The 19,437-nt window shown below is 47.4% G+C and carries 23 protein-coding genes; all 23 read left to right on the top strand.

Translation table 11 applies throughout. The features are described from left to right. The first annotated feature begins 47 nt into the window (after positions 1 to 47). Positions 48 to 524 carry a rhodanese-like domain-containing protein gene (locus tag QZ209_RS12025; protein ID WP_294348323.1) on the top strand — a complete coding sequence of 159 codons (477 nt, stop codon included), beginning with the start codon at positions 48 to 50 and terminating at the stop codon, positions 522 to 524. Between the two features lie 140 nt (positions 525 to 664). Then, positions 665 to 1,789 carry a YeiH family protein gene (locus tag QZ209_RS12020; RefSeq protein ID WP_294348321.1) on the top strand — a complete coding sequence of 375 codons (1,125 nt, stop codon included), beginning with the start codon at positions 665 to 667 and terminating at the stop codon, positions 1,787 to 1,789. 312 nt (positions 1,790 to 2,101) lie between these two features. Continuing rightward, on the top strand, positions 2,102 to 2,338 hold the full coding sequence (locus tag QZ209_RS12015; protein ID WP_294348318.1) for a sulfurtransferase TusA family protein: 237 nt from the start codon (positions 2,102 to 2,104) through the stop codon (positions 2,336 to 2,338). 186 nt (positions 2,339 to 2,524) lie between these two features. Continuing rightward, the gene (locus QZ209_RS12010) at positions 2,525 to 3,898 is read left to right on the top strand and encodes a cobyrinate a,c-diamide synthase (protein ID WP_294348315.1); all 1,374 of its coding nucleotides are present in this window, start codon (positions 2,525 to 2,527) and stop codon (positions 3,896 to 3,898) included. A 215-nt stretch (positions 3,899 to 4,113) separates the two neighbouring features. Beyond that, complete coding sequence (locus QZ209_RS12005; RefSeq protein WP_294348313.1) at positions 4,114 to 4,449, top strand: TusE/DsrC/DsvC family sulfur relay protein; 336 nt, start codon at positions 4,114 to 4,116, stop codon at positions 4,447 to 4,449. A 54-nt stretch (positions 4,450 to 4,503) separates the two neighbouring features. Further along, positions 4,504 to 5,730: a dissimilatory-type sulfite reductase subunit alpha gene (gene dsrA, locus QZ209_RS12000; RefSeq protein WP_294348311.1), complete on the top strand. Its 1,227-nt coding sequence runs from the start codon at positions 4,504 to 4,506 to the stop codon at positions 5,728 to 5,730. A gap of 49 nt (positions 5,731 to 5,779) precedes the next feature. Then, entirely contained in the window at positions 5,780 to 6,859 is a 1,080-nt protein-coding gene (gene dsrB / locus QZ209_RS11995) for a dissimilatory-type sulfite reductase subunit beta (RefSeq protein WP_294348306.1), read from the top strand. 20 nt (positions 6,860 to 6,879) lie between these two features. Next, a complete protein-coding gene (locus QZ209_RS11990) occupies positions 6,880 to 8,622 on the top strand; it encodes an NAD(P)-binding protein (protein WP_294348304.1) in 1,743 nt (580 codons plus the stop codon). A gap of 145 nt (positions 8,623 to 8,767) precedes the next feature. Further along, a complete protein-coding gene (locus tag QZ209_RS11985) occupies positions 8,768 to 9,139 on the top strand; it encodes a hypothetical protein (protein ID WP_294348302.1) in 372 nt (123 codons plus the stop codon). Positions 9,140 to 9,185: 46 nt separating this feature from the next. After that, the gene (gene tusD / locus QZ209_RS11980; protein ID WP_294348299.1) at positions 9,186 to 9,545 is read left to right on the top strand and encodes a sulfurtransferase complex subunit TusD; all 360 of its coding nucleotides are present in this window, start codon (positions 9,186 to 9,188) and stop codon (positions 9,543 to 9,545) included. 20 nt (positions 9,546 to 9,565) lie between these two features. Continuing rightward, positions 9,566 to 9,931, top strand: a complete 366-nt coding sequence (gene tusC / locus QZ209_RS11975) for a sulfurtransferase complex subunit TusC (protein ID WP_294348296.1) — start codon at positions 9,566 to 9,568, stop codon at positions 9,929 to 9,931. Between the two features lie 36 nt (positions 9,932 to 9,967). Then, positions 9,968 to 10,261: a sulfurtransferase complex subunit TusB gene (tusB, locus tag QZ209_RS11970; RefSeq protein ID WP_294348291.1), complete on the top strand. Its 294-nt coding sequence runs from the start codon at positions 9,968 to 9,970 to the stop codon at positions 10,259 to 10,261. Between the two features lie 16 nt (positions 10,262 to 10,277). Beyond that, the gene (locus tag QZ209_RS11965) at positions 10,278 to 10,733 is read left to right on the top strand and encodes an RsbRD N-terminal domain-containing protein (RefSeq protein WP_294348261.1); all 456 of its coding nucleotides are present in this window, start codon (positions 10,278 to 10,280) and stop codon (positions 10,731 to 10,733) included. Continuing rightward, positions 10,730 to 11,725, top strand: a complete 996-nt coding sequence (gene dsrM / locus QZ209_RS11960; RefSeq protein ID WP_294348258.1) for a sulfate reduction electron transfer complex DsrMKJOP subunit DsrM — start codon at positions 10,730 to 10,732, stop codon at positions 11,723 to 11,725. Before QZ209_RS11965 ends, dsrM begins: the two co-directional genes overlap by 4 nt. A 2-nt stretch (positions 11,726 to 11,727) precedes the next feature. Continuing rightward, positions 11,728 to 13,377: a sulfate reduction electron transfer complex DsrMKJOP subunit DsrK gene (gene dsrK, locus QZ209_RS11955; protein WP_294348255.1), complete on the top strand. Its 1,650-nt coding sequence runs from the start codon at positions 11,728 to 11,730 to the stop codon at positions 13,375 to 13,377. Further along, complete coding sequence (gene dsrJ / locus QZ209_RS11950) at positions 13,367 to 13,729, top strand: sulfate reduction electron transfer complex DsrMKJOP subunit DsrJ (RefSeq protein ID WP_294348252.1); 363 nt, start codon at positions 13,367 to 13,369, stop codon at positions 13,727 to 13,729. The genes dsrK and dsrJ overlap by 11 nt, the downstream gene beginning before the upstream one ends. Positions 13,730 to 13,740: 11 nt before the next feature. Continuing rightward, on the top strand, positions 13,741 to 14,517 hold the full coding sequence (gene dsrO, locus QZ209_RS11945) for a sulfate reduction electron transfer complex DsrMKJOP subunit DsrO (protein ID WP_294348250.1): 777 nt from the start codon (positions 13,741 to 13,743) through the stop codon (positions 14,515 to 14,517). Positions 14,518 to 14,526: 9 nt separating this feature from the next. Beyond that, positions 14,527 to 15,678, top strand: coding sequence for a sulfate reduction electron transfer complex DsrMKJOP subunit DsrP (gene dsrP / locus QZ209_RS11940; RefSeq protein ID WP_294348247.1), 1,152 nt, complete (start codon positions 14,527 to 14,529; stop codon positions 15,676 to 15,678). A gap of 116 nt (positions 15,679 to 15,794) precedes the next feature. Further along, on the top strand, positions 15,795 to 16,238 hold the full coding sequence (locus tag QZ209_RS11935) for a bifunctional precorrin-2 dehydrogenase/sirohydrochlorin ferrochelatase (protein ID WP_294348428.1): 444 nt from the start codon (positions 15,795 to 15,797) through the stop codon (positions 16,236 to 16,238). A gap of 99 nt (positions 16,239 to 16,337) precedes the next feature. Further along, positions 16,338 to 17,735 carry a uroporphyrinogen-III C-methyltransferase gene (gene cobA, locus QZ209_RS11930; RefSeq protein WP_294348244.1) on the top strand — a complete coding sequence of 466 codons (1,398 nt, stop codon included), beginning with the start codon at positions 16,338 to 16,340 and terminating at the stop codon, positions 17,733 to 17,735. Between the two features lie 165 nt (positions 17,736 to 17,900). Continuing rightward, positions 17,901 to 18,854 carry a sulfite exporter TauE/SafE family protein gene (locus QZ209_RS11925; protein WP_294348241.1) on the top strand — a complete coding sequence of 318 codons (954 nt, stop codon included), beginning with the start codon at positions 17,901 to 17,903 and terminating at the stop codon, positions 18,852 to 18,854. Next, a complete protein-coding gene (locus QZ209_RS11920; RefSeq protein WP_294348239.1) occupies positions 18,851 to 19,267 on the top strand; it encodes a DUF1634 domain-containing protein in 417 nt (138 codons plus the stop codon). Before QZ209_RS11925 ends, QZ209_RS11920 begins: the two co-directional genes overlap by 4 nt. Positions 19,268 to 19,342: 75 nt before the next feature. After that, on the top strand, positions 19,343 to 19,437 hold a 95-nt coding region (locus QZ209_RS11915), incomplete at its 3' end, for a DsrE/DsrF/DrsH-like family protein (protein ID WP_294344426.1).

The following is a 19,437-nucleotide window of genomic DNA, read 5'->3' as shown; positions in this document are numbered from 1 at the left end:
GATGTGTGCGTTCGGCCTGCTTTCATCAATACGTAAAAATACATGTTATGGTGCGTTTTATAGAGCTGATACGAAATTGTCTTTCCGATGTTCAGGAAATTATGCCCTGGGATCTGGTCGAGCGAATGAACGTTAATCCGGACCTTCTTGTCATCGATGTTCGTGAGCCATATGAGTTCGATGCGATGCACATTCCGGGTTCCATAAACATTCCGAGAGGCATTCTCGAATCTGCCTGTGAGTGGGATTACGAAGAGACGGAGCCCGAGCTGGTGAATGCCCGTAATCGGGAAGTTGTCATTGTCTGCCGTTCAGGTCATCGCAGTGTCCTTGCGGCTCATTCAATGCAGGTGCTTGGGTACGAAGATGTGGTTTCTCTACGCACAGGATTGAGAGGATGGAACGATTATGAAGAACCTCTGGAGAACAGCGAAGGCCAGGCCGTCGATGAGGATGATGCCGATAGTTATTTTACAGCGTCATTGCGTCCTGATCAGATGGATCCGGCGAGAAAAGAACGGTAGGATAGAGGATCTGGTGGGGACACAAGTAAAAGTTCAGTATATGAAAAAGCGGTTTGCTGCTTGTTTCGAATAGGACCAGGGTTTTTCTTTTCTTATCTTCGTCAGGATCTTTGATAGCCTTTGAGGCTCGAGGAGGTCAGATGAAAACAAAAAAATCCCCAAAAAAATCTGAAATGAGTGCCAACGGCAAGCAAAAGAGGGTAGATACCGAAATTCCAACCAAGGAGCACATTGTCGAGGCTGAGCGCTGTGGCTTCCAGTGTCATGCCAAGGCAGCCAAGGTTCGTTTCGATGAATTGTTCCCAGGTATTATCGCTTCGGTTACCGTTGCGGCTGCAGCCACTTTTCTTTCCGAACACTACGGAGCTCCAACCATGCTGTTCGCTCTTTTACTCGGCATGGCTTTTCGTTTTTTGTCCGAAGGAGGACAAGCTATTGCCGGTATTCAGTTTGCATCCAAAACCATTCTGAGAGTCGGGGTTGCACTGCTCGGTATGAGGATAACCCTCGAACAGATTTTATCTCTTGGTGCGGGGCCGATGGCTGTAGTCGTTGTTTCTGTCATGCTGACGATACTCTTTGGGCTCGCACTTTCAAAAATCATGGGGCGAGGAAAACGGTTCGGAGTGCTGACGGGAGGAAGTGTAGGCATTTGCGGGGCTTCGGCGGCACTGGCTATTTCGGCAATCCTTCCAAAAGATGAGTACAGTGAACGAAACACCATTTTTACCGTGATCAGCGTTACCGCTCTCAGTACCGTTGCAATGATTTTCTATCCCTTGATCGTAGAACAGTTCGGTCTCGATCACAACGCGGCCGGTATTTTCCTTGGCGGAACCATTCATGATGTTGCTCAGGTGGTCGGTGCCGGTTATTCCGTTTCAGACAAAACCGGAGATACCGCTACCTTTATCAAGCTTCTGCGTGTTGCCATGTTGGTGCCTGCGGTTTTCACTCTTTCGCTGATTTTTCATACACGCAACAAGGCGGAAGGGAATACTGCCGGTGGTGTCTTTTTACCGCCTTTCATCATTTTTTTCATTCTGTTGGTCGGTGTCAACAGTGCTGGTATAACACCCGAACCCATTCGTCAGTTCATTGTCGACACGTCGCGCTGGTGTCTGGTGACCGCTATAGCGGCTCTCGGTATGAAAACATCTCTCAAGGCTCTTTTTGATGTGGGCTGGAAGCCGGTTTCGATAATCGTTGCCGAAACGCTGTTTCTTGCCGCATTGGTATTGGGGGCTATCTTCTGGATGTCGTAACAGCCTATACCAGGACAAGTTACTACATCCCCTCCTTTTTTCTTCTTCATTTGGCATGGCTTCAAAGCGGTAAGCTCCGGCTTGCTGTTCTGGAATCGGATTCCCTGAAATTACTCCAACATCGCCGAGACTGCCGTAGTGAAAAATAGTGTGTTTTTTGAGCGATATCGTTGTTTTTTCTTGACTATAGTTATGTAATTATGTAGCTTTATGTTTTATAAAATCCCCCGTTCTTCGAATTCCTGAGTCTTGATATTCGCATAGTCGGGAAATAAATTTCGGTAGTTACGTAATTTTCAAGAAGGAGAAGCCATGAGTGAAATCGCAACCAGTATGGAGCTTGATTGCAAGGGAATGAATTGTCCTTTGCCGATTCTTAAAACCAAGAAAGCCGTGGATAGCATGCAAAGCGGTGATGTTTTGAAAATGATGGCAACCGATGCCGGCTCCGTTAACGATATGGCTTCATGGTCCAAGCGAACAGGAAACGAAGTGATCGAGCACGTCGAAGAAGGTGACATCCATACTTTTTATATCAAGAAAAAATAGTTCGACGTCAGAGTGATGGATATCCTCTGATCGTAGAGTCTGCAATATACCGTTGGGCAGGTGCCTGCGCGTACATTGCAAGTGAGGCGTTTGTTGTTTTTTGGCAGAGTTGAAATAATGTGGCTCAGCCTTTTTACTGAGTTTATGAAATGAGTTGCCGTGAAAGCAGTGAGTATACCTCGGTTGATGATATCAGCCCCCCATAAAAGCTCGGGCAAAACGCTGGTAAGCCTCGGTGTCATGTACAATCTCGTACAAGATGGTCTCAGCGTGAACAGTTTCAAAAAAGGCCCTGACTACATCGATCCGATGTGGCACAGGCTGGTTACGGGAAGCCAGTGCCGAAATCTCGATCCTTTTTTGATGGGAGCCGGAAACTGCCTTCACTCGTTTATCAGCAACAGTGATGAAAAGAGTTTTTCGCTGATAGAAGGCAACCATGGCCTTCATGACGGCATGGACGTTGATGGGGCTGATAGCAGTGCAGGATTGGCGGAACTGCTCGAAACTCCGGTTTTACTGGTTATCGACAGCCAAAAAATGAATCGTGGTGCGGCTGCAGTTGTCAAGGGAATGCAATCCATGCCTCCCAAAGTTCGCATAGAGGGTGTCATTCTCAACCGGTTACAAGGGGTACGTCAGGAAGAAAAGCAAAGAAGTGCTATCGAGCGGTTCTGTGGGATACCGGTTTTGGGAGCGATCCCGAAAGACAGTGCTCTGGCTATTACAGAAAGGCAGCTGGGGCTGACGACGGTTGGTGAAACTTCCGATGCGAAAACCATTATCCGAAATGCTGGCGAGAAAATTGCCGGTTGTTGTGATTTGCAGGCTATACGGTCTCTTTTTTCACAGGCTTCGCCGCTGAAAACATCATGTGTGAATGCCGAGAAAAAAGCTATGGCGTCCGTATCGATAGGCGTCTTCAGGGACCCCGCATTCTGTTTTTACTATCCCGAAAATCTCGAGGCTTTGGAGGAGAACGGCGCCGAGCTGGTCTTTATCAATGCCTTGGAAGATGCTTCACTGCCTGATGTGGACGGTCTCTATCTCGGGGGTGGTTTTCCGGAATCTTTTCTCCATGAACTCAGTGGTAATCAGAGTCTTTTAAGAGACGTAAAGGCAGCTGTTCGATCCGATACCCCTCTCTATGCTGAATGTGGTGGGTTGATCTATCTATGCCGTGCGGCTCGTTATGAGGGTAGAACGTATCCTCTTGCAGATGTTCTTCCTTTTGAAATGAGGTTTCAGCGCAAACCCGTTGGACACGGGTATCTCGACATGAAGAGTGTTTGCGACAGCCCCTGGTTCACAAAAGGAGAAAGGATAAAGGCTCATGAGTTTCATTATTCGAAGCCGTTCGGTTCGGGTGAAATGATTGCATATCAATTCGAAGTGCAAAGGGGATTCGGAGTGACGGGAAAGCGTGATGGTGCGTTGACGGCTAATCTATTCGCTTCCTTTGCGCACCTTCATGCCATCGCGAACCCTGGTTGGGCGAGAAAATTTGTCTCTTTGGCTTCTGAATACAAATACAAGGTACATGGAAGGTGTGCTGTTTGATAATTCGTTGTTTACGAAGACTACATGCAAAAAATAATCGAATGAAAAAAGAGTGAGTATTTATGATTATATGCTTATATAGTTTTTCGGTGAAATTTTTTTTGTTGTTGACGGGGTTTTTGTGCAGTAATTATTGCTTTTGATGTATTTGAGATGTATTTTTGTGTTATTTTTCTTTTGCTATCACTAATTCAAATGAATAAAGGAGTTGAATTATGGGAATTGAGGTAAACGGTTTGGCTATCGAGACTGATGATGACGGCTATCTTGTGAATCTTGAGGATTGGTCGAAGGATGTGGCGGATAAGCTTGCAGCGGCCGAGGATATCGATATGGAAGAGGAGCACTGGAGCGTGGTCAATTTTCTGAGGGATTATTACGATGATTATCAGATAGCTCCTGCGGTTAAGGTGCTTACAAAGGCTATTGCCAAAGAGCGGGGTTTGGATAAAAAAGCCGCTTCGGAATTTCTTTATGGTCTTTTCCCGAGCGGGCCGGCTCTGCAGGCATGTAAAATAGCGGGGTTGCCGAAACCGACTGGTTGTGTTTAAGGGACAGAATGTCTGTTTTCCTTCCAATTTTTTGTGAATCAAAGGAGGATCATTATGAGTGATGCTAAAGGTGCCGGCTCGAACGGGTCGGGTAATGGGAGGTTTTTGAACCCAACACCGATGCTTGACGAACTTGAAAGCGGTCCCTGGCCAAGTTTTGTGACCGGCCTCAAGGAGCTTGCCGAAAGGACAAAAAAACCGATGCTGCGTGGCGTAATGGATCAGCTGGAATATTCCTATCAGACCAGGATGGGATACTGGAAAGGCGGGCTCGTTACCGTTAAAGGGTATGGAGCGGGTATTATTACGCGGTATTCGATGATAAGGGATAAGCTGCCGGAAGCATCGGAGTTTCATACAATGCGTATCCAGGCTCCCCCGGGATTGCATTACAAAACGGATACGTTGAGAGAACTGTGCGATATCTGGGAAAAGCACGGGACAGGCCTGATAGCCTTGCATGGGCAAACCGGAGATATCATGCTGCAAGGTATCGAGGCTGACAAGGTTCAGGAGTGTTTTGACGAGCTCAATCAGAATGGTTGGGATCTCGGCGGTGCCGGAGCCGGAATGCGTACCGGGGTTTCCTGTGCCGGTCCTGCCCGCTGTGAGCAGGCTTGTTACGATACGCTCGAGATGCACGAGAAGGTCATGAAGCATTTTGTTGGTGCGGTCCATCGCCCAGAATGGAATTATAAATTCAAACTGAAGTTTTCAGGTTGTCCCAACGACTGTACGAATTCGATTATGCGCTCCGACATAGCTGTAATCGGTATGTGGAAGGATTCGATTCAGATGGATGCCGATGAGGTGGACGCATGGGTCGAGAAGAATGGGATGGAAAAGCTGGTCAATGAAGTTGTCAACCTCTGTCCCACAAGAGCTATTTCTCTCAAAGATGGTGGAATCGAGATAGACAACGGCAATTGTGTTCATTGCATGCATTGTCTGAATGTGATGCCGAAAGCGCTTTCTCCTGGTAAGGAGCGTGGTGTGGCTCTTCTGATGGGTGGAAAGAGTACGCTCAAAGTTGGTTTCAATGCAGGATCCATGATTGTTCCGTTCAAAAAGATGGAGAGTGAAGAGGATATCGAGGAGTTTATCGATCTGGCCGATGAGATTATCGACTGGTGGGATGATAATGGTCTCGACCACGAGCGGCTTGGTGAAACAATCGAACGCGTCGGGATGAAGCAATTCCTCGACGGTGTCGGGTTGGAACCGAGTATCGACATGGTGACGAAACCGCGTGACAATCCGTACTTCAAGACGAAATATTAGGATTAACAATTTTCCCGTTGGGATAAAACAATTTGAGGGGAATTACAATATGAGCAGTCCTGAAAGAACATGGAAAACCATCGAGTCGGGTCCTTATCCGTATAAGGAGGGCTTGCACCCGGTTGTGAAAAGAAACTACGGAAAATGGGTATATCATGAGTATCCCCGGCCCGGGGTGTTGAAGCACGTTGCCGAGAGTGGTGATGTACTCTATACGGTGCGAGGAGGAACGCCCCGTCAGGATTCGGTCGACTTCATAAGGGGGCTTTGCGATGTGGCCGATACCTATGCCGATGGATACCTGAGGTTCACCACTCGAAACAATGTGGAATTTCTGACTCCGGATGAGGAGAAAGTCCAGCCGCTTATCGATGAGCTCGAAAGCAGGGGAATTCCGGTCGGCGGTACCGGCAAGACGATTTCTCCGATTGCCCATACACAGGGTTGGTTGCATTGTGACATTCCCGCAACTGATGCATCGGGTGTCGTCAAAGCCCTGATGGATGAACTTATCGACGGTTTCAGAGGCATGGATTTCCCGAATAAGGTCAAGATCGTTACCCAGTGCTGTGAGCTGAACTGCGGTGGCCAGGGTGATATCGCGATTATCGTGAAACATACCCGTCCTCCCCGGATCAACCATGAAAATCTAAGCGAAATTTGTGAGCTTCCGAAAGTTGTCGCCCGTTGTCCTGTTGCTGCAATCCGTCCTACGGTTGTCAATGGCAAAAAGTCGCTGGTGATCGATGAGGAAAAATGTATGTACTGCGGCGCCTGTTTCGGGGCCTGTCCGTCCATGGAAATCAATCACCCCGAATATTCGAAATTTGCCGTCTGGGTTGCCGGTAAAAACAGTAACGCCAGATCGAAGCCGGCTCTGATGAGCCTTGTTGCTCATGGTTTACCGAACAATCCACCCCGCTGGCCTGAGGTGAGTGTTGTTGTCAAACAGATTCTCGACGCCTATCGTAAGGGTGGACGGCCATGGGAAAGACTTGGTGAATGGGTTGAAAGAATCGGTTGGAAACAGTTCTTCGAAGAGACCGGTCTCACCTTTGATGAGGATATGATCGATAACTACAGACATGCGAGAACAACATTCAATCAGTCCGCTCACGTACGGTTCTGATAAAAGGCAAGGAGTAGAACATGAGTCAACTTGATCCTAAAGAGTCCAACCCGGTCCTTGATTTCGCTCTCAATTACGAGTACCCACCGTATAAGGAGCAATCTGGGGCGGATAAAGTCGTTGCTTTCGGTGATGCCAGTCACAAATGTCCGATATATGTCGAGTGGCGGCCACCCTGTAACGATGCGTGCCCGGCGGGAAACGATATCCGCACGTGGCTTACGACGGCACAGCAGATAGAAACCAAAAAGCTGAAGAAGGAAGAGGTGTACCGGAAGGTTTGGCAAGAGGTAAGTAAAACGCAGCCGTTGCCGGCAGTATGCGGCCGCGTATGCCCAAACCCATGTGAAGGCGGCTGCAACCGTGATGAAAAGGATGGTTCGGTAAGTATCAACGCCTTCGAGCGCTGGATAGGTGACTATGCCATAGAGCACGGTTTCGAACATGAGAAACTGACCGATGAAGTGAGGCCCGAGCGAATCGCCGTTGTCGGTTCAGGTCCTGCAGGTTTGAGCTGTGCGTTTCAGCTTGCCCGTCGCGGTTATAATGTCACTGTTTTCGAAGCGTTCAAGGAAACAGGAGGAATGCTTCGATACGGAATTCCCCCTTACAGGCTGCCCCGTCACATTATTGATGCCGAAGTGGGGGCTATTGAGCGAATGGGGGTTGAAATCAGGTGTAACACGGTCATTGGCAAGGATATAAGTCTTGATGAAATCAGGACAAGGTACGATGCGGTTTACCTTGCAATCGGTGCCCATAAAGGCATTCGGCTTGGTCTCGATGGTGAAGATGCTGAGAATGTCTACACAGGTGCGGAGTTTCTCAACCGAGTTCATTCAGACGAAAAAATCGATGTCGGTGATCAGGTTGTTGTGATCGGTGGGGGTGATACCGCTATCGATGCAGCTCGTGTATCGTTGAGACTCGGTGCCGGAAAGGTGACGATTCTTTATCGCCGTACACGTGACGAAATGCCTGCAATCGATCCTGAAATCGAGGAGGCGCTTGAAGAGAAGGTCGATATTCAGTTTCTGACCGCTCCAATCGGCATTGTGACCGAAAATGGCCGTGCTGTCGCTGTAAAGTGTCAGCGAATGGAACTTGGTGAGCCTGACAAGAGTGGTCGAAGAAGACCGGTGCCGATCGAAGGTTCGGAGTTCGAAGTACCTTGTTCCACGCTCATCCCGTCCATTAGCCAGGAACCTGAATGGCTGGATGCCGAGCGTTACATCAGTGGCAGGGACTGGCTGAAGCCTAATAAAGACTGGTCACTCGAAGACGGCGTATTTGCCGGGGGTGATGCGGTGAACCTCGGTCTGGTTTGCGGTGCCATAGGTGATGGAAGAAGGGCTGCTGAATGCATCCATGCCAAATTCACCGGAGAGTTCCCGCCGGTTGAGGATCGAAGAGTCATCAAAACCTCCGATATGAATCTCGAGTATTACGAGGGTGCAGAGAGGAGTGAAAGGAAGCACCTCCCTCCTGACGTTCGCGTCAAGGATGGCCTCGAGACTGAAGTCGATCAGGGGATTACCGAAGAACAGTTCATTCAGGAGGCAAAGCGTTGTATGAGTTGCGGGCTTTGTTTCGACTGTAAACAATGCGTTTCCTTCTGTCCGCATGAAACGATTAAGCGTTTTAAGGATAATCCCGTCGGTGAGGTGATGTATACCAAATATGCAGAGTGTGAGGGTTGCCACCTCTGTCATCTGATCTGCCCTTGCGGGTATATACAGATGGGTGGTGCCGAGGGGCTTTAAAGAAATGACGGACATCTCGATTTGTTGTCATGAGCGGTTCAAAAGCAAGGTGAACGGAATCTCCCGGTATATCGGGGTCACTGATGCAAATGAAGCGCTGAAAAATACAATAGAGGTGCCCTTAAAAATGGAGGTATAGAGTTTTATGTTTGAAGATATGATCCCTCGGGTGGAAGAAGCGATCGAACTCTCCAGAACGTGGGCTGAAAACGGCTGGAAGATGCAATTCGGTCCAAAAAATGCTGAGATCGTTTCTCTGAAACAAGCAGAGGCTCTTCCGGTCTCGTTTATCTACCGTGAGGAAGCGGTAAATTACTGGCATCAGGTGCACCTTATGGGCAATGATGCTGCTGATTCAGGCGAAAAGGCGGCCGAAGCGTTGAAAATCGGTGATGTCGATGCTGCAGAAAAGGCGCTCTATCTCTCCTCTTATATAGAGAGGCCTTACGAGAACTATACCACAGCCTGGAAGTCTCTCTACGAGATGTTTAAAAATAAAGCGGCGGCGTGTACTTGAACTCGGTGCCAAGCTATTTTAATAACCTTAATCAATAGTATCTACGGTGAATATAGGGATTTTGCTAAAGGAGGGGCCTTATAACCATCAGGCTTCGGATACCGCTTACAAGTTTGCTGAAGCAGCTATCAAAAAAGGGCACAAGGTTGATGCCGTTTTTCTCTATAACGATGGTGTGACAAATGTGACAAAACATATGGATCCCCCACAGGACGACAGGGATATTGCGAGACGCTGGAATGAGCTCGGTAAAGAGCACGGTGTCGAAGTGCTGGCATGTATCGCAGCGTCCAAGCGCAGAGGAATCAATGACGATGTCATTATAGATGGTGCGGAGATCACCGGTCTCGGAACGTTGACCGACATCGCCATCCGCAATGACAGACTGGTAACTTTTGGAGACTAAACACTGTATTCTCTATAAAAATGGAAGATGTTAAAAAGATTATGCACGTGATGCGCCGTGCGCCTCACGGTTCGATTTATACCTATGAGGGGCTGGAAATGATCCTGATAATGGCAGCCTATGAGCAGGATCTTTCCGTTGCGTTCATCGGTGATGGTATCTATGCATTGAAGAAAGATCAGGATACCGAAGGAATAGGAATAAAAGGCTTTGCCAAAACATTCATGGCACTTGACGGATATGACGTTGAAAAGCTCTATGTCGATGAGGAATCGCTCGAGGAACGCGGATTGACTGAGGAGGATCTCCTCGTCGATGTCGAGGTTCTGACATCCGGGGAAATAGGAAGGCTTATGAACGAACAGGATGTTATCGTTCCGCATTGAGCCGTAATGTTGAAGCAGCAAAAAATTTACTAAAGTATGTTACACACCATCAACAGGTCTCCCTTCGAAAACAACGCAATGGAGACTTGCATCAGATTTCTCCAGCCTGGAGATCCTTTACTTTTTATCGAAGACGGTGTCTATGCCGTTCAAGGAGGAAATAGATTTTCCGACCTGCTTGAAAGTACCCTGAAAACCAATCCCGTCTACGTGCTGCAGCCTGATCTTGCAGCCCGGGGAATTTCTGCAGTGGTCGAAGGAGTGGAACGGATCGGTTATGACGGGTTTGTCGATCTTGTTGAAGATCATCAGGTAAACAGCTGGCTCTGATTTTTTTCTGTATGTCATGAATAAAGAATACATCAGGTTGATACACAAAAACAGACCGCTTGTTCTCGAGCGTTGGCGGCAAAGCGTTCTTGCCTTTTTTCCGCAAAGAATGCATTCGGGGACTCCTTTGGCGGAGGCTCTTTCTGACGTATTGGCTGAAATTCTGGATGCTTTGGATGAATCATCCGAAAGAGTCGGCGAAACAGTGAACAGAGTATCACGAATCCTTGCGGTTCAGAATTTTCCGCCTTCTAAGGCGATGTCGCTTTTTTTTGAACTGCAAGCAATACTGCGAGAAATTGCTCCTGGAAAGGTGAAGCAGATACATTGGGACGAGTTTCGGACCGATATGGAACAGCTTACGCTCCAGGCATTCGATAGTTACATGGTGCACCGTGAAAAAATCTATCAGCTGAAAGTCGAAGAAAGCAAGCGTCAGACATTTATGATGTCAAGGAGGGCCAAAGCATGAAAAAAGCTGTAATGCCTCTGATAATGGTTGTACTATTGGCATTCGTGCCTTACGTAGCGGTGCAGTTCGCCGGGCTCGGTTTTCTGTTCGGTGTGATCATACCCTACGTTGCAATTGTGGTCTTTATCGGTGGTTTTATCTACAGGGTGGTCGATTGGGCAAGAAGCCCCGTTCCTTTCAGGATTCCTACGACCTGTGGGCAGGAGAAATCTCTTGACTGGATAAAACCTAACCGGCTCGAGAGTCCATCCAATTTCTGGGAGGCTACAGGAAGAGTGTTATCGGAAGTGCTTTTTTTCCGTTCTCTTTTCAGGAACACCAAGGCTGAGCTGCACAACGGCCCGAAACTTGCCTATGGTTCAAGTAAGTGGTTATGGCTTGCCGGGCTTGCTTTTCACTGGTCGATGCTGGTTGTCGTGCTTCGTCATTACCGCTTTTTCATAGCTAAAGTTCCTGGTTTTGTACAGCTGCTCGAAGATGTTGACGGTTTTCTGGATATAACGCTTCCTGCATTATATGTTACCGATGTCATTCTTCTTGCTGCGGTGACATTTCTTGTGATTCGGCGGTTTCAGGATGTTAAGGTACGTTTGATATCGTTACCTGCCGATTACTTCCCTTTGTTCATGATTTTGGCGATAGCGCTTGTTGGAGTTCTCATGCGCTACATTGTCAAAGTCGATGTGATGTCGGTAAAAGATCTGATGGTCAATCTTGTCCATTTCAATCTCGCTCTTCCTGAAGGGATCGGTGCACTTTTCTATGTTCATCTTTTCCTTGTATGCGTACTTGCCATGTATTTCCCATTCAGCAAGTTGATGCACATGGGCGGGATTTTCATGAGTCCGACACGTAATCTCGCCAACAACAGTCGAGAAAAAAGGCATGTGAATCCCTGGAATCCCGACAGTAAATTCAGGACCTATGCCGAATACGAAGATGAGTTCCGTGAAAAGATGAAAAAAGCGAACCTGCCGGTTGAAAAGAAATAATTATGCCGAAATTTGCTCCAAAACAATCGGAACTGAAAAAAGAGTTCGAGGAAAAACCAAGCCTCCTGAAAGGCGATTATCCTGACAAGGAGTTGTTCGATACGCCTGTAGAGTTCCGAGATGGAAACTGGTGTTATCCTGCCAAACCTGAAATTGTCGAAGATATTGGATTCGCAAATCCAAGAAAGTGGTCACCGACAGATGAAGACTGGAAGTTACCCGACGGGTGGGAAAAAACCATCAAGGATGGTATGAAAGACCGTCTTGAACGGTTCCGTTCTTTCAAGCTTTTTCTGGATATCTGCGTGCGTTGCGGGGCCTGTGCCGACAAGTGTCATTTTTTCCTGGGTACGGGAGACCCCAAGAATATGCCGGTTGCACGAGCCGAACTAATCCGTTCCGTGTATCGGAACGATTTTCCTCTTGCTGAGAAAATCCTCAAAGGTTTTTCCGGGGCGAGAAAGCTGACTCCCGAAGTTATCAAGGAGTGGCATATGTACTTCCACCAGTGTACCGAATGCCGCCGCTGCTCCGTTTTCTGTCCGTTCGGTATCGATACAGCGGAGATCACGATGATGGGCAGAGAGTTGCTACACCTTATCGGGGTTAACAACAACTGGATTCTTGAACCGGTATCGAACTGTAACCGAACAGGGAATCACTTGGGGATCGAGCCGCACACGTTTGTGCAGAATATCGAGTCGCTTGCCGAAGACATTGAAGATCTTACCGGAGTGACCGTTAATCCAACGTTCAACCGAAAGGGAGCTGAAATATTGTTCATAACACCTTCAGGTGATGTCTTCGCCGAGCCGGGTGTGTACACGATGATGGGGTATATGATGCTTTTCGAGCACATCGGTCTGGATTACACCATCAGCACCTACGCTTCGGAAGGAGGGAATTTTGGATTTTTCACCTCTAACGAGATGGCAAAAAAACTCAATGCCAAAATGTACCATGAGGCTGAGAGGCTGGGTGTCAAATGGTTGCTTGGTGGTGAATGTGGACATATGTGGAGAGTCGTACATCAATACATGGATACCATGAATGGTCCGGCTGATTTTCTCGAACAACCGGTTTCACCCTTGACCGGGACCACATTCACCAATGCGGCATCTACAAAAATGGTACATATTGTCGAGTTTACCGCGGATCTTATCAGACACGGTAAACTGAAGCTCGATCCCAAACGCAATGACCATCTGCGAACGACGTTCCACGATTCCTGTAACATAGCCAGGGGGATGGGAATGCTCGAGGAGCCGAGGTATGTATTGAATAATGTATGCAACACCTTTCACGAGATGCCTGAAAACACCATTCGTGAGCAGACCTTCTGCTGTGGTTCGGGGAGTGGTATCAATACAGAAGAGTATATGGATATTCGTTTGAGAGGCGGTTTTCCCAGAGCCAATGCAGTAAGGCATGTTAAAGAGAAGCACGATGTGGATTCTCTCGTTACGATATGCGCTATCGATCGAGCAACGTTACCTGCCCTGATGAACTACTGGAATCCAGGGGTTTCAGTTTACGGTCTTCACGAGTTGGTCGGAAACGCTCTTGTTATGGAGGGTGAAAACAAAAGAACCGAGGACATGAGGGAGGACCCAATGGCCGGATTCCAGGATGAGGTGGAAGATGAAGATTAGGGAACGCATACTTGTCTTTGGGGGATTGGCGCTTTTTTTCTTTGCGGTAACCTATGCATTCTGGCAGGAAGGTGAAGCAAAAAAAATTCCGACACCGGTTGCGAAAGGGCCCGGTGAAAACTGTGTCGAGTCGAGAGAATACATGCGTGAGAACCACATGCTTCTTTTGAACAAGTGGCGTCATTCGTCAGTGCGCGATGGTGAGCGCATTCATGTAACTCCTGACGGCAGAGAATTTGAAAAAAGCCTGAACACTTGCTTTGAATGTCATGGCAGCAGGGGGTTTTGTATAAACTGTCACACCTATGCAGGTGCCAAACCGAACTGCTATGGATGTCATCATGAAATGTAGAAAACAATGTGATGAACGAGAATAGAAGAGAGTTTATCAAGAAAACCGGTTTAGGTGTCCTTGCAGGTCTGGGAGTCGCTTCCGGTATTTTTCCGAAGTCTTCATTTGAATCGGCGGTTGCGTCGACAACTCATGAAGATTCTGCTTCAGGAAGACGCTGGGGAATGGTTATCGATACACGAAAATGTAAGGATGGGTGTACGAAATGCATAGACGCATGCCACGAGGTGCACAATGTGCCTGATTTCGATAACATCAAAGATGAGATAAAATGGATATGGAAAAGCCCCTATGGAAATGTTTTTCCTGGTGAGAGTGCGCAGTTTGTCAGTGAAGAAACCAGGGAGCGGTCATATCTGGCTCTTTGTAACCACTGTGATAATCCGCCTTGCGTAAGAGCGTGCCCGACAAAGGCGACATTCAAGCGCGACTGGGACGGTATTGTCGCGATGGATTATCATCGTTGCATCGGCTGCCGCTTCTGTATGGCCGCCTGTCCTTACGGGGCGAGAAGCTTCAACTGGAGAGATCCAAGACCGGCTATTCCAAAAAGGAGCCAGGCATACCCCACCAGGGAAAGGGGTGTAGTTGAAAAATGTAACTTCTGTTCCGAGCGGCTTGCACAGGGACTGCAACCTGCTTGTGTTGCAGCGTGTCCGGAAGGTGTATTGACATTCGGAGATCTGAATGACCCGGAGTCGGAAGTCAGATTGTTGCTCGAAAAGAACCACACATTGCAACGGAGGGCTGAACTGGGTACCAGGCCATCCGTTTTCTACATCATATAATGATTCCTCATGATAGAGAAAGCATTTAACGGAGACCGTAATTACTGGGGCTGGATCGTGTTCCTGCTTGTTATCATTTCAGCAGGCATCTATTCCTACATCAATCAGCTGACCACGGGTCTTACCCTCACGGGGATGGGCAGGGATGTCAGCTGGGGGGTCTACATTGCACAGTTTACATTTCTTGTCGGTGTGGCTGCATCTGCTGTGATGGTTGTCCTTCCCTATTATCTGCACGATTACAAGGCTTTCGGCAAGATTGTCATCATCGGTGAGTTTCTCGCGGTTACAGCAACGATAATGTGTCTGTTATTCATTCTCGTCGATCTCGGCAGACCCGACAGGATACTCAATGTAATGCTCTATCCGACGCCGAACTCGATGCTTTTCTGGGACGCCACGGTACTGACCGGTTATTTGCTGTTGAATATCGTCAGCGGTTGGACGGTACTCGGCGCGGAGAGGAAAGGGGTGCAGCCACCGAAATGGGTCAAGCCCGTTATTTATCTTTCCATTCCCTGGGCAGTCAGTATTCATACTGTGACTGCGTTTTTGTATGCAGGATTGCCAGGCAGACATCTCTGGCTTACTGCAGTACTTGCTCCCCGTTTCCTTGCATCGGCATTTGCAGCCGGTCCAGCAATTTTGATTCTGGTCTCTTTTATTCTCAAAAAAACAACCGGATTCGATGCAGGTAAACAGGCGATAAACAAGCTTGCAGTGATTGTGACCTATGCGGCGATTATCAATTTCTTCCTTTTGGGGATGGAATTTTTTACAGCGTTCTACAGCAACATTCCAAGCCACATGCACGGCCTTCAGTATCTGTTTTTCGGCCTTCATGGCAAAGGCCAGCTTGTTCCCTGGATGCGCGTATCGATGATTGTCGGTTTAGGCTCTTTGGTTGTGCTGTTGATACCGAAACTCAGAACATCTTCCAAATGGTTGATAATGGCGTGTATCGGAATAGTGGTTTCCATATGGATCGACAAAGGCGTCGGGTTGATTATCGGAGGCTTTGTTCCCTCACCGCTCGAGGAGATTGTAGGATATATGCCGACTTTGGGTGAAGTGTCCATAACTTTTGGCATCTGGGCAATAGGAATACTTCTGCTGACACTACTGTTGAAGATTGCTGCAGCAGTGAAAACCCAGGATTGAAAACCCGCAGCCCTCTTTATACGATATACACTGTAGACATGGTGTCGATTTCAATATCCATGTATGGGTTTTATATGTAATAATCCTTGTAACTATTTGCGAATAAATCAGTTATGATAAAAGTTTTTTTGCCGCTGAACATAAGGATCGATGATAAGAAGATTCTTTTTATCGGAGGTGGAAACATTGCCTTGCACAAGATACAGACTGTAGAAAGATATACACGGAACATTACCATTGTCGCCACGGAGATACATGATGCTCTGAAAGGAAAAGGTTTCGAGATTGTCTGCAAGAAATATGAAGAGACCGATCTCGATGGCTTTTTTCTTGTCTATGCCGCAACTGACAGTTTCGAGGTCAATCGCAAGGTAAAAGCAGATGCTGCAGCAAGGGGTATCATGGTCAATGTTGTCGACAATCGGGAACTTTCTGACTTTATCTCACCTGCGGTTATCAAGGAAAATGAAATGACCATTGCCGTTTCGTCTAATGGTCAGGATGTAAAAAAAGCTGTCGCATGGCGGAACCGGATACGAGAGATGTTTCGGGATGGTTGAGTTGCAGTTCTTGCTGTGGTTCAGCCCCATAGTAAAATGGCCGGAGGATGTTGTTTCAATCTGATGCGTGAAAATAGATGATGCAAAAAGTATTGAGCGATGAATGAATTTCTAACAAAGAAAGCAGCTACGGAATCACATAAAAAAGGTTACGTCTACATCATCGGCGCCGGCCCGGGAGATCCCGAATTGCTGACGGTCAAAGCAGAGAGAGTCCTGCACGAGGTCGATGTGATTCTTTACGACAATCTTGTGAGCAGTGAGTTGGTTGGGCAGTTTGATGCCCTGAAAATATATACCGGAAAAAGAAAAGACAAACACCATTTTGCACAGGATGCGATAAACCAGGAGATCGTGTTTCATGCGAAGCTCGGGAGGAAAGTCGCCCGGTTAAAAGGAGGTGATCCGTATGTTTTCGGCAGGGGAGGAGAAGAAATAGCTTTTTTGCGGAAACACGGCATCGAGTATGAAATAATTCCCGGCATTACGGCTGCTCAAGGTGCAAGTGCCTATACAGAAATTCCTTTGACCATACGACACGTGTCCTCATCCGTGGCATTCTGTACGGGTCATCCCCTGGACAAGATACACGTTCCTGATGCGGACACCATTGTTTATTATATGGTTGCGTCGTCAGCCAGCGATGTTGCAAAGGCTCTCATTGGAAAAGGAAAAGCCGAAACAGCCAAGGTTGCCATCGTTCAGAATGCGACTCGCTATAACCAGAAGATATTTGCAGGAACTCTTGGCGAGCTAAAAAACAAGGACAAGAAAGTTGTCTCACCGGCACTGCTTGTTCTGGGAGAAAACATTACCGAGTTTATCGATGATTACTGGTTCGGTAAAAAGAAGAAAGTACTGGTAACCGGTGATGGAGCAAATAGATATGAAAACGGCGAGTACGTTCTGGTTCGTTATTCCTGCAATGAGCTCAAGCGACATGAACAGGAACGTGTAAAGGAAACGGTTGAGGATATACGTGCCGAGCTCATGTTTCTTTTCCCTGACAAATATGCGGTGCGTGGTTTTTTCAACCATCTTTTCGAACAGGATCTCACTGTTGGGGATTTTGTGAACACCGTTTTTTGTCCGGTAGGCAGAGCCGCTTCTGCAGAACTCTTGAAACACGGAGTTCTGCCTGACTTGTGCCTCGACGCCGGAACCTCCGAAGAGGTCGTCGTGGAAATGAGAAGCCTTGGGATAACGGATGAGAGTATTGTCATTCCCTGTTCGGGTTCTTTCGATGATTATCTTGTCGATGAACTGACAGCACTGAAAAACAGTGTGATATTTCTCGATGTCTCCGCTCAATCTTCATCTGTCCCGGAGGAAAGAATCGAGCTTGATTGTATCGATGAAATCTACTTTTCTTCGCCGGAATGTGTCCGGCTCTTTAAAACAATGTACTCGGAGATACCTGAAAAGATAACGGTAAGGACAGCCGATTCGAAAACAGACATCGAATACATAACTCTTTTCGATGTTTCTTTGGTGTAACGGTGTAAAAAAGTGTCTTTATCCGGTTTTTTTTTCTGAATAAACAGTTGTTAAGTTCCAGTATTTTCCAAATAAACTATATATTTATTCATCTATTCGGTGTTGCAGTGAAATGGTTCGGACGTATCCTCTTCATCACACCCAACTTTTCAATAAACGTCTTTCATGTTTTCAACAACCAGCGGTAAGTTTTTTGGGTCGTTAATGCTGTTTCTGTCAGTATTGCTTGTTGTATCACCGCAGGTTGTTCTTGGCGCTGAAGCTGTTCCTGCCGAAAGTATGGTTTGGTGGGTCTGGGTGCTCCTTCTCTTTGTATTTTCTTTTTTTCTTGGAATTGTCGCTATTGTTGCCGGTGTTGGCGGTGGGGTACTTTATGTACCGATTGTCAGCAGTCTTTTTCCCTTTCATCTTGATTTTGTTCGAGGTGCCGGTTTGATGGTTGCTCTTGCAGGGGCTCTTTCTGCAGGGTCACCTCTTTTGAAAAAAGGGCTTGCTCATTTGAAACTTGCCCTTTCCATGGCCCTGATCGGTTCTGTAAGTTCCATTTTTGGCGCTCTTGTCGGTCTTGCATTGCCTGCTCACATTATTCAGCTAGCCCTCGGGTGCACTATTGTTTTCATTGCTATCGTGATGCTGCGGGCCAGGAAATCCGAATTTCCTGAAGTCACAGCGTCTGACAAGCTGTCACAGGTTTTACATATTCAGGGGATTTACTATGAGGAATCGCTGAAGAAAGATATCGACTGGAAGATTCACCGTACCCCTGTCGGGCTTGTATTGTTCGTCGTTATCGGCTTTATGGCTGGAATGTTCGGGCTTGGTGCCGGCTGGGCAAATGTTCCTGTTTTCAATCTCGTGCTTGGAGCCCCTTTGAAAGTGTCGGTGGCAACCAGTGTCTTTGTGCTTTCCATCAATGACACTGCTGCTGCATGGGTTTACCTTCACAAAGGTGCCGTTTTGCCTCTGATCGCTGTTCCTTCGATAGCCGGTATGATGCTTGGGACAAAGATAGGAGCCAAGCTGTTGACCAAGGTAAGGACGAAATCGGTGAGGGTCATTGTTATAACGTTACTGCTGCTCGCCGGTGTACGTGCGATATTCAAGGGATTTGGAATATGAACAACAATCACGCACATCCGAATAATGCCCAGCTTGTTTATGCCCATGTACTGCATTGGGTTTCGACTCTGGGAATCGTTTTGGTTGTATTCGGTTTTGCGGTTTATGTCTTTGAGCTTCTGCCTCTTTCGGTCTCGATCGATGATATTGCCGGGAACTGGCATCGCAGTGCTGCGGAGCTGAATCATCAGTTTCACCTGCCTACAGGTTGGGCGTGGGTTTCCGATATCCTTAAAGGAGACGTTCTGAGTTTTGCGTCGGTGGCGTATCTCGCAGCAGCTACCATAGTGTGTCTTGTCGCAGTGACGGGTGTGTTTTTCAATGAGAAAAACGTCATCTATTCAATCATTTCCATTCTACAAATTCTCGTTCTGGTTTTTGCGGCAAGTGGTGTTATCGGGTCAGGTCACTGACATTTATAACGGTTGTATGTTTTATTCATGTTGTTTTGAACAGGTTTTTCAGAACAGTAACGAAAAGTAATTACAATGGCGGAAACAACGAAAAAAGTAGCCCTGATAGCATCACGAGGGACGCTGGATTGGGCATATCCCCCGTTCATCCTGGGCTCGGCGGCAGCGGC

Origin of the sequence: Prosthecochloris sp., from assembly GCA_015482705.2 — a bacterium.
Classification (GTDB): Bacteria; Bacteroidota; Chlorobiia; order Chlorobiales; family Chlorobiaceae; genus Prosthecochloris.
Note: the sequence above shows the minus strand (reverse complement) of the source record. Positions and strands in the feature narration are given on the sequence as shown.

Coding starts and splice junctions, on each gene's coding strand:
- dsrP (WP_294348247.1), top strand. CDS start 14,527: ATGATAGAGAAAGCATTTAACGGAGACCGTAATTACTGGGGCTGGATC.
- dsrO (WP_294348250.1), top strand. CDS start 13,741: ATGAACGAGAATAGAAGAGAGTTTATCAAGAAAACCGGTTTAGGTGTC.
- dsrB (WP_294348306.1), top strand. CDS start 5,780: ATGAGCAGTCCTGAAAGAACATGGAAAACCATCGAGTCGGGTCCTTAT.
- QZ209_RS12020 (WP_294348321.1), top strand. CDS start 665: ATGAAAACAAAAAAATCCCCAAAAAAATCTGAAATGAGTGCCAACGGC.
- QZ209_RS12015 (WP_294348318.1), top strand. CDS start 2,102: ATGAGTGAAATCGCAACCAGTATGGAGCTTGATTGCAAGGGAATGAAT.
- QZ209_RS11985 (WP_294348302.1), top strand. CDS start 8,768: ATGTTTGAAGATATGATCCCTCGGGTGGAAGAAGCGATCGAACTCTCC.
- dsrA (WP_294348311.1), top strand. CDS start 4,504: ATGAGTGATGCTAAAGGTGCCGGCTCGAACGGGTCGGGTAATGGGAGG.
- QZ209_RS12025 (WP_294348323.1), top strand. CDS start 48: ATGGTGCGTTTTATAGAGCTGATACGAAATTGTCTTTCCGATGTTCAG.
- dsrJ (WP_294348252.1), top strand. CDS start 13,367: ATGAAGATTAGGGAACGCATACTTGTCTTTGGGGGATTGGCGCTTTTT.
- dsrK (WP_294348255.1), top strand. CDS start 11,728: ATGCCGAAATTTGCTCCAAAACAATCGGAACTGAAAAAAGAGTTCGAG.
- tusC (WP_294348296.1), top strand. CDS start 9,566: ATGGAAGATGTTAAAAAGATTATGCACGTGATGCGCCGTGCGCCTCAC.
- QZ209_RS11965 (WP_294348261.1), top strand. CDS start 10,278: ATGAATAAAGAATACATCAGGTTGATACACAAAAACAGACCGCTTGTT.
- QZ209_RS11990 (WP_294348304.1), top strand. CDS start 6,880: ATGAGTCAACTTGATCCTAAAGAGTCCAACCCGGTCCTTGATTTCGCT.
- QZ209_RS11920 (WP_294348239.1), top strand. CDS start 18,851: ATGAACAACAATCACGCACATCCGAATAATGCCCAGCTTGTTTATGCC.
- dsrM (WP_294348258.1), top strand. CDS start 10,730: ATGAAAAAAGCTGTAATGCCTCTGATAATGGTTGTACTATTGGCATTC.
- QZ209_RS11925 (WP_294348241.1), top strand. CDS start 17,901: ATGTTTTCAACAACCAGCGGTAAGTTTTTTGGGTCGTTAATGCTGTTT.
- tusB (WP_294348291.1), top strand. CDS start 9,968: ATGTTACACACCATCAACAGGTCTCCCTTCGAAAACAACGCAATGGAG.
- cobA (WP_294348244.1), top strand. CDS start 16,338: ATGAATGAATTTCTAACAAAGAAAGCAGCTACGGAATCACATAAAAAA.
- QZ209_RS12010 (WP_294348315.1), top strand. CDS start 2,525: ATGATATCAGCCCCCCATAAAAGCTCGGGCAAAACGCTGGTAAGCCTC.
- QZ209_RS12005 (WP_294348313.1), top strand. CDS start 4,114: ATGGGAATTGAGGTAAACGGTTTGGCTATCGAGACTGATGATGACGGC.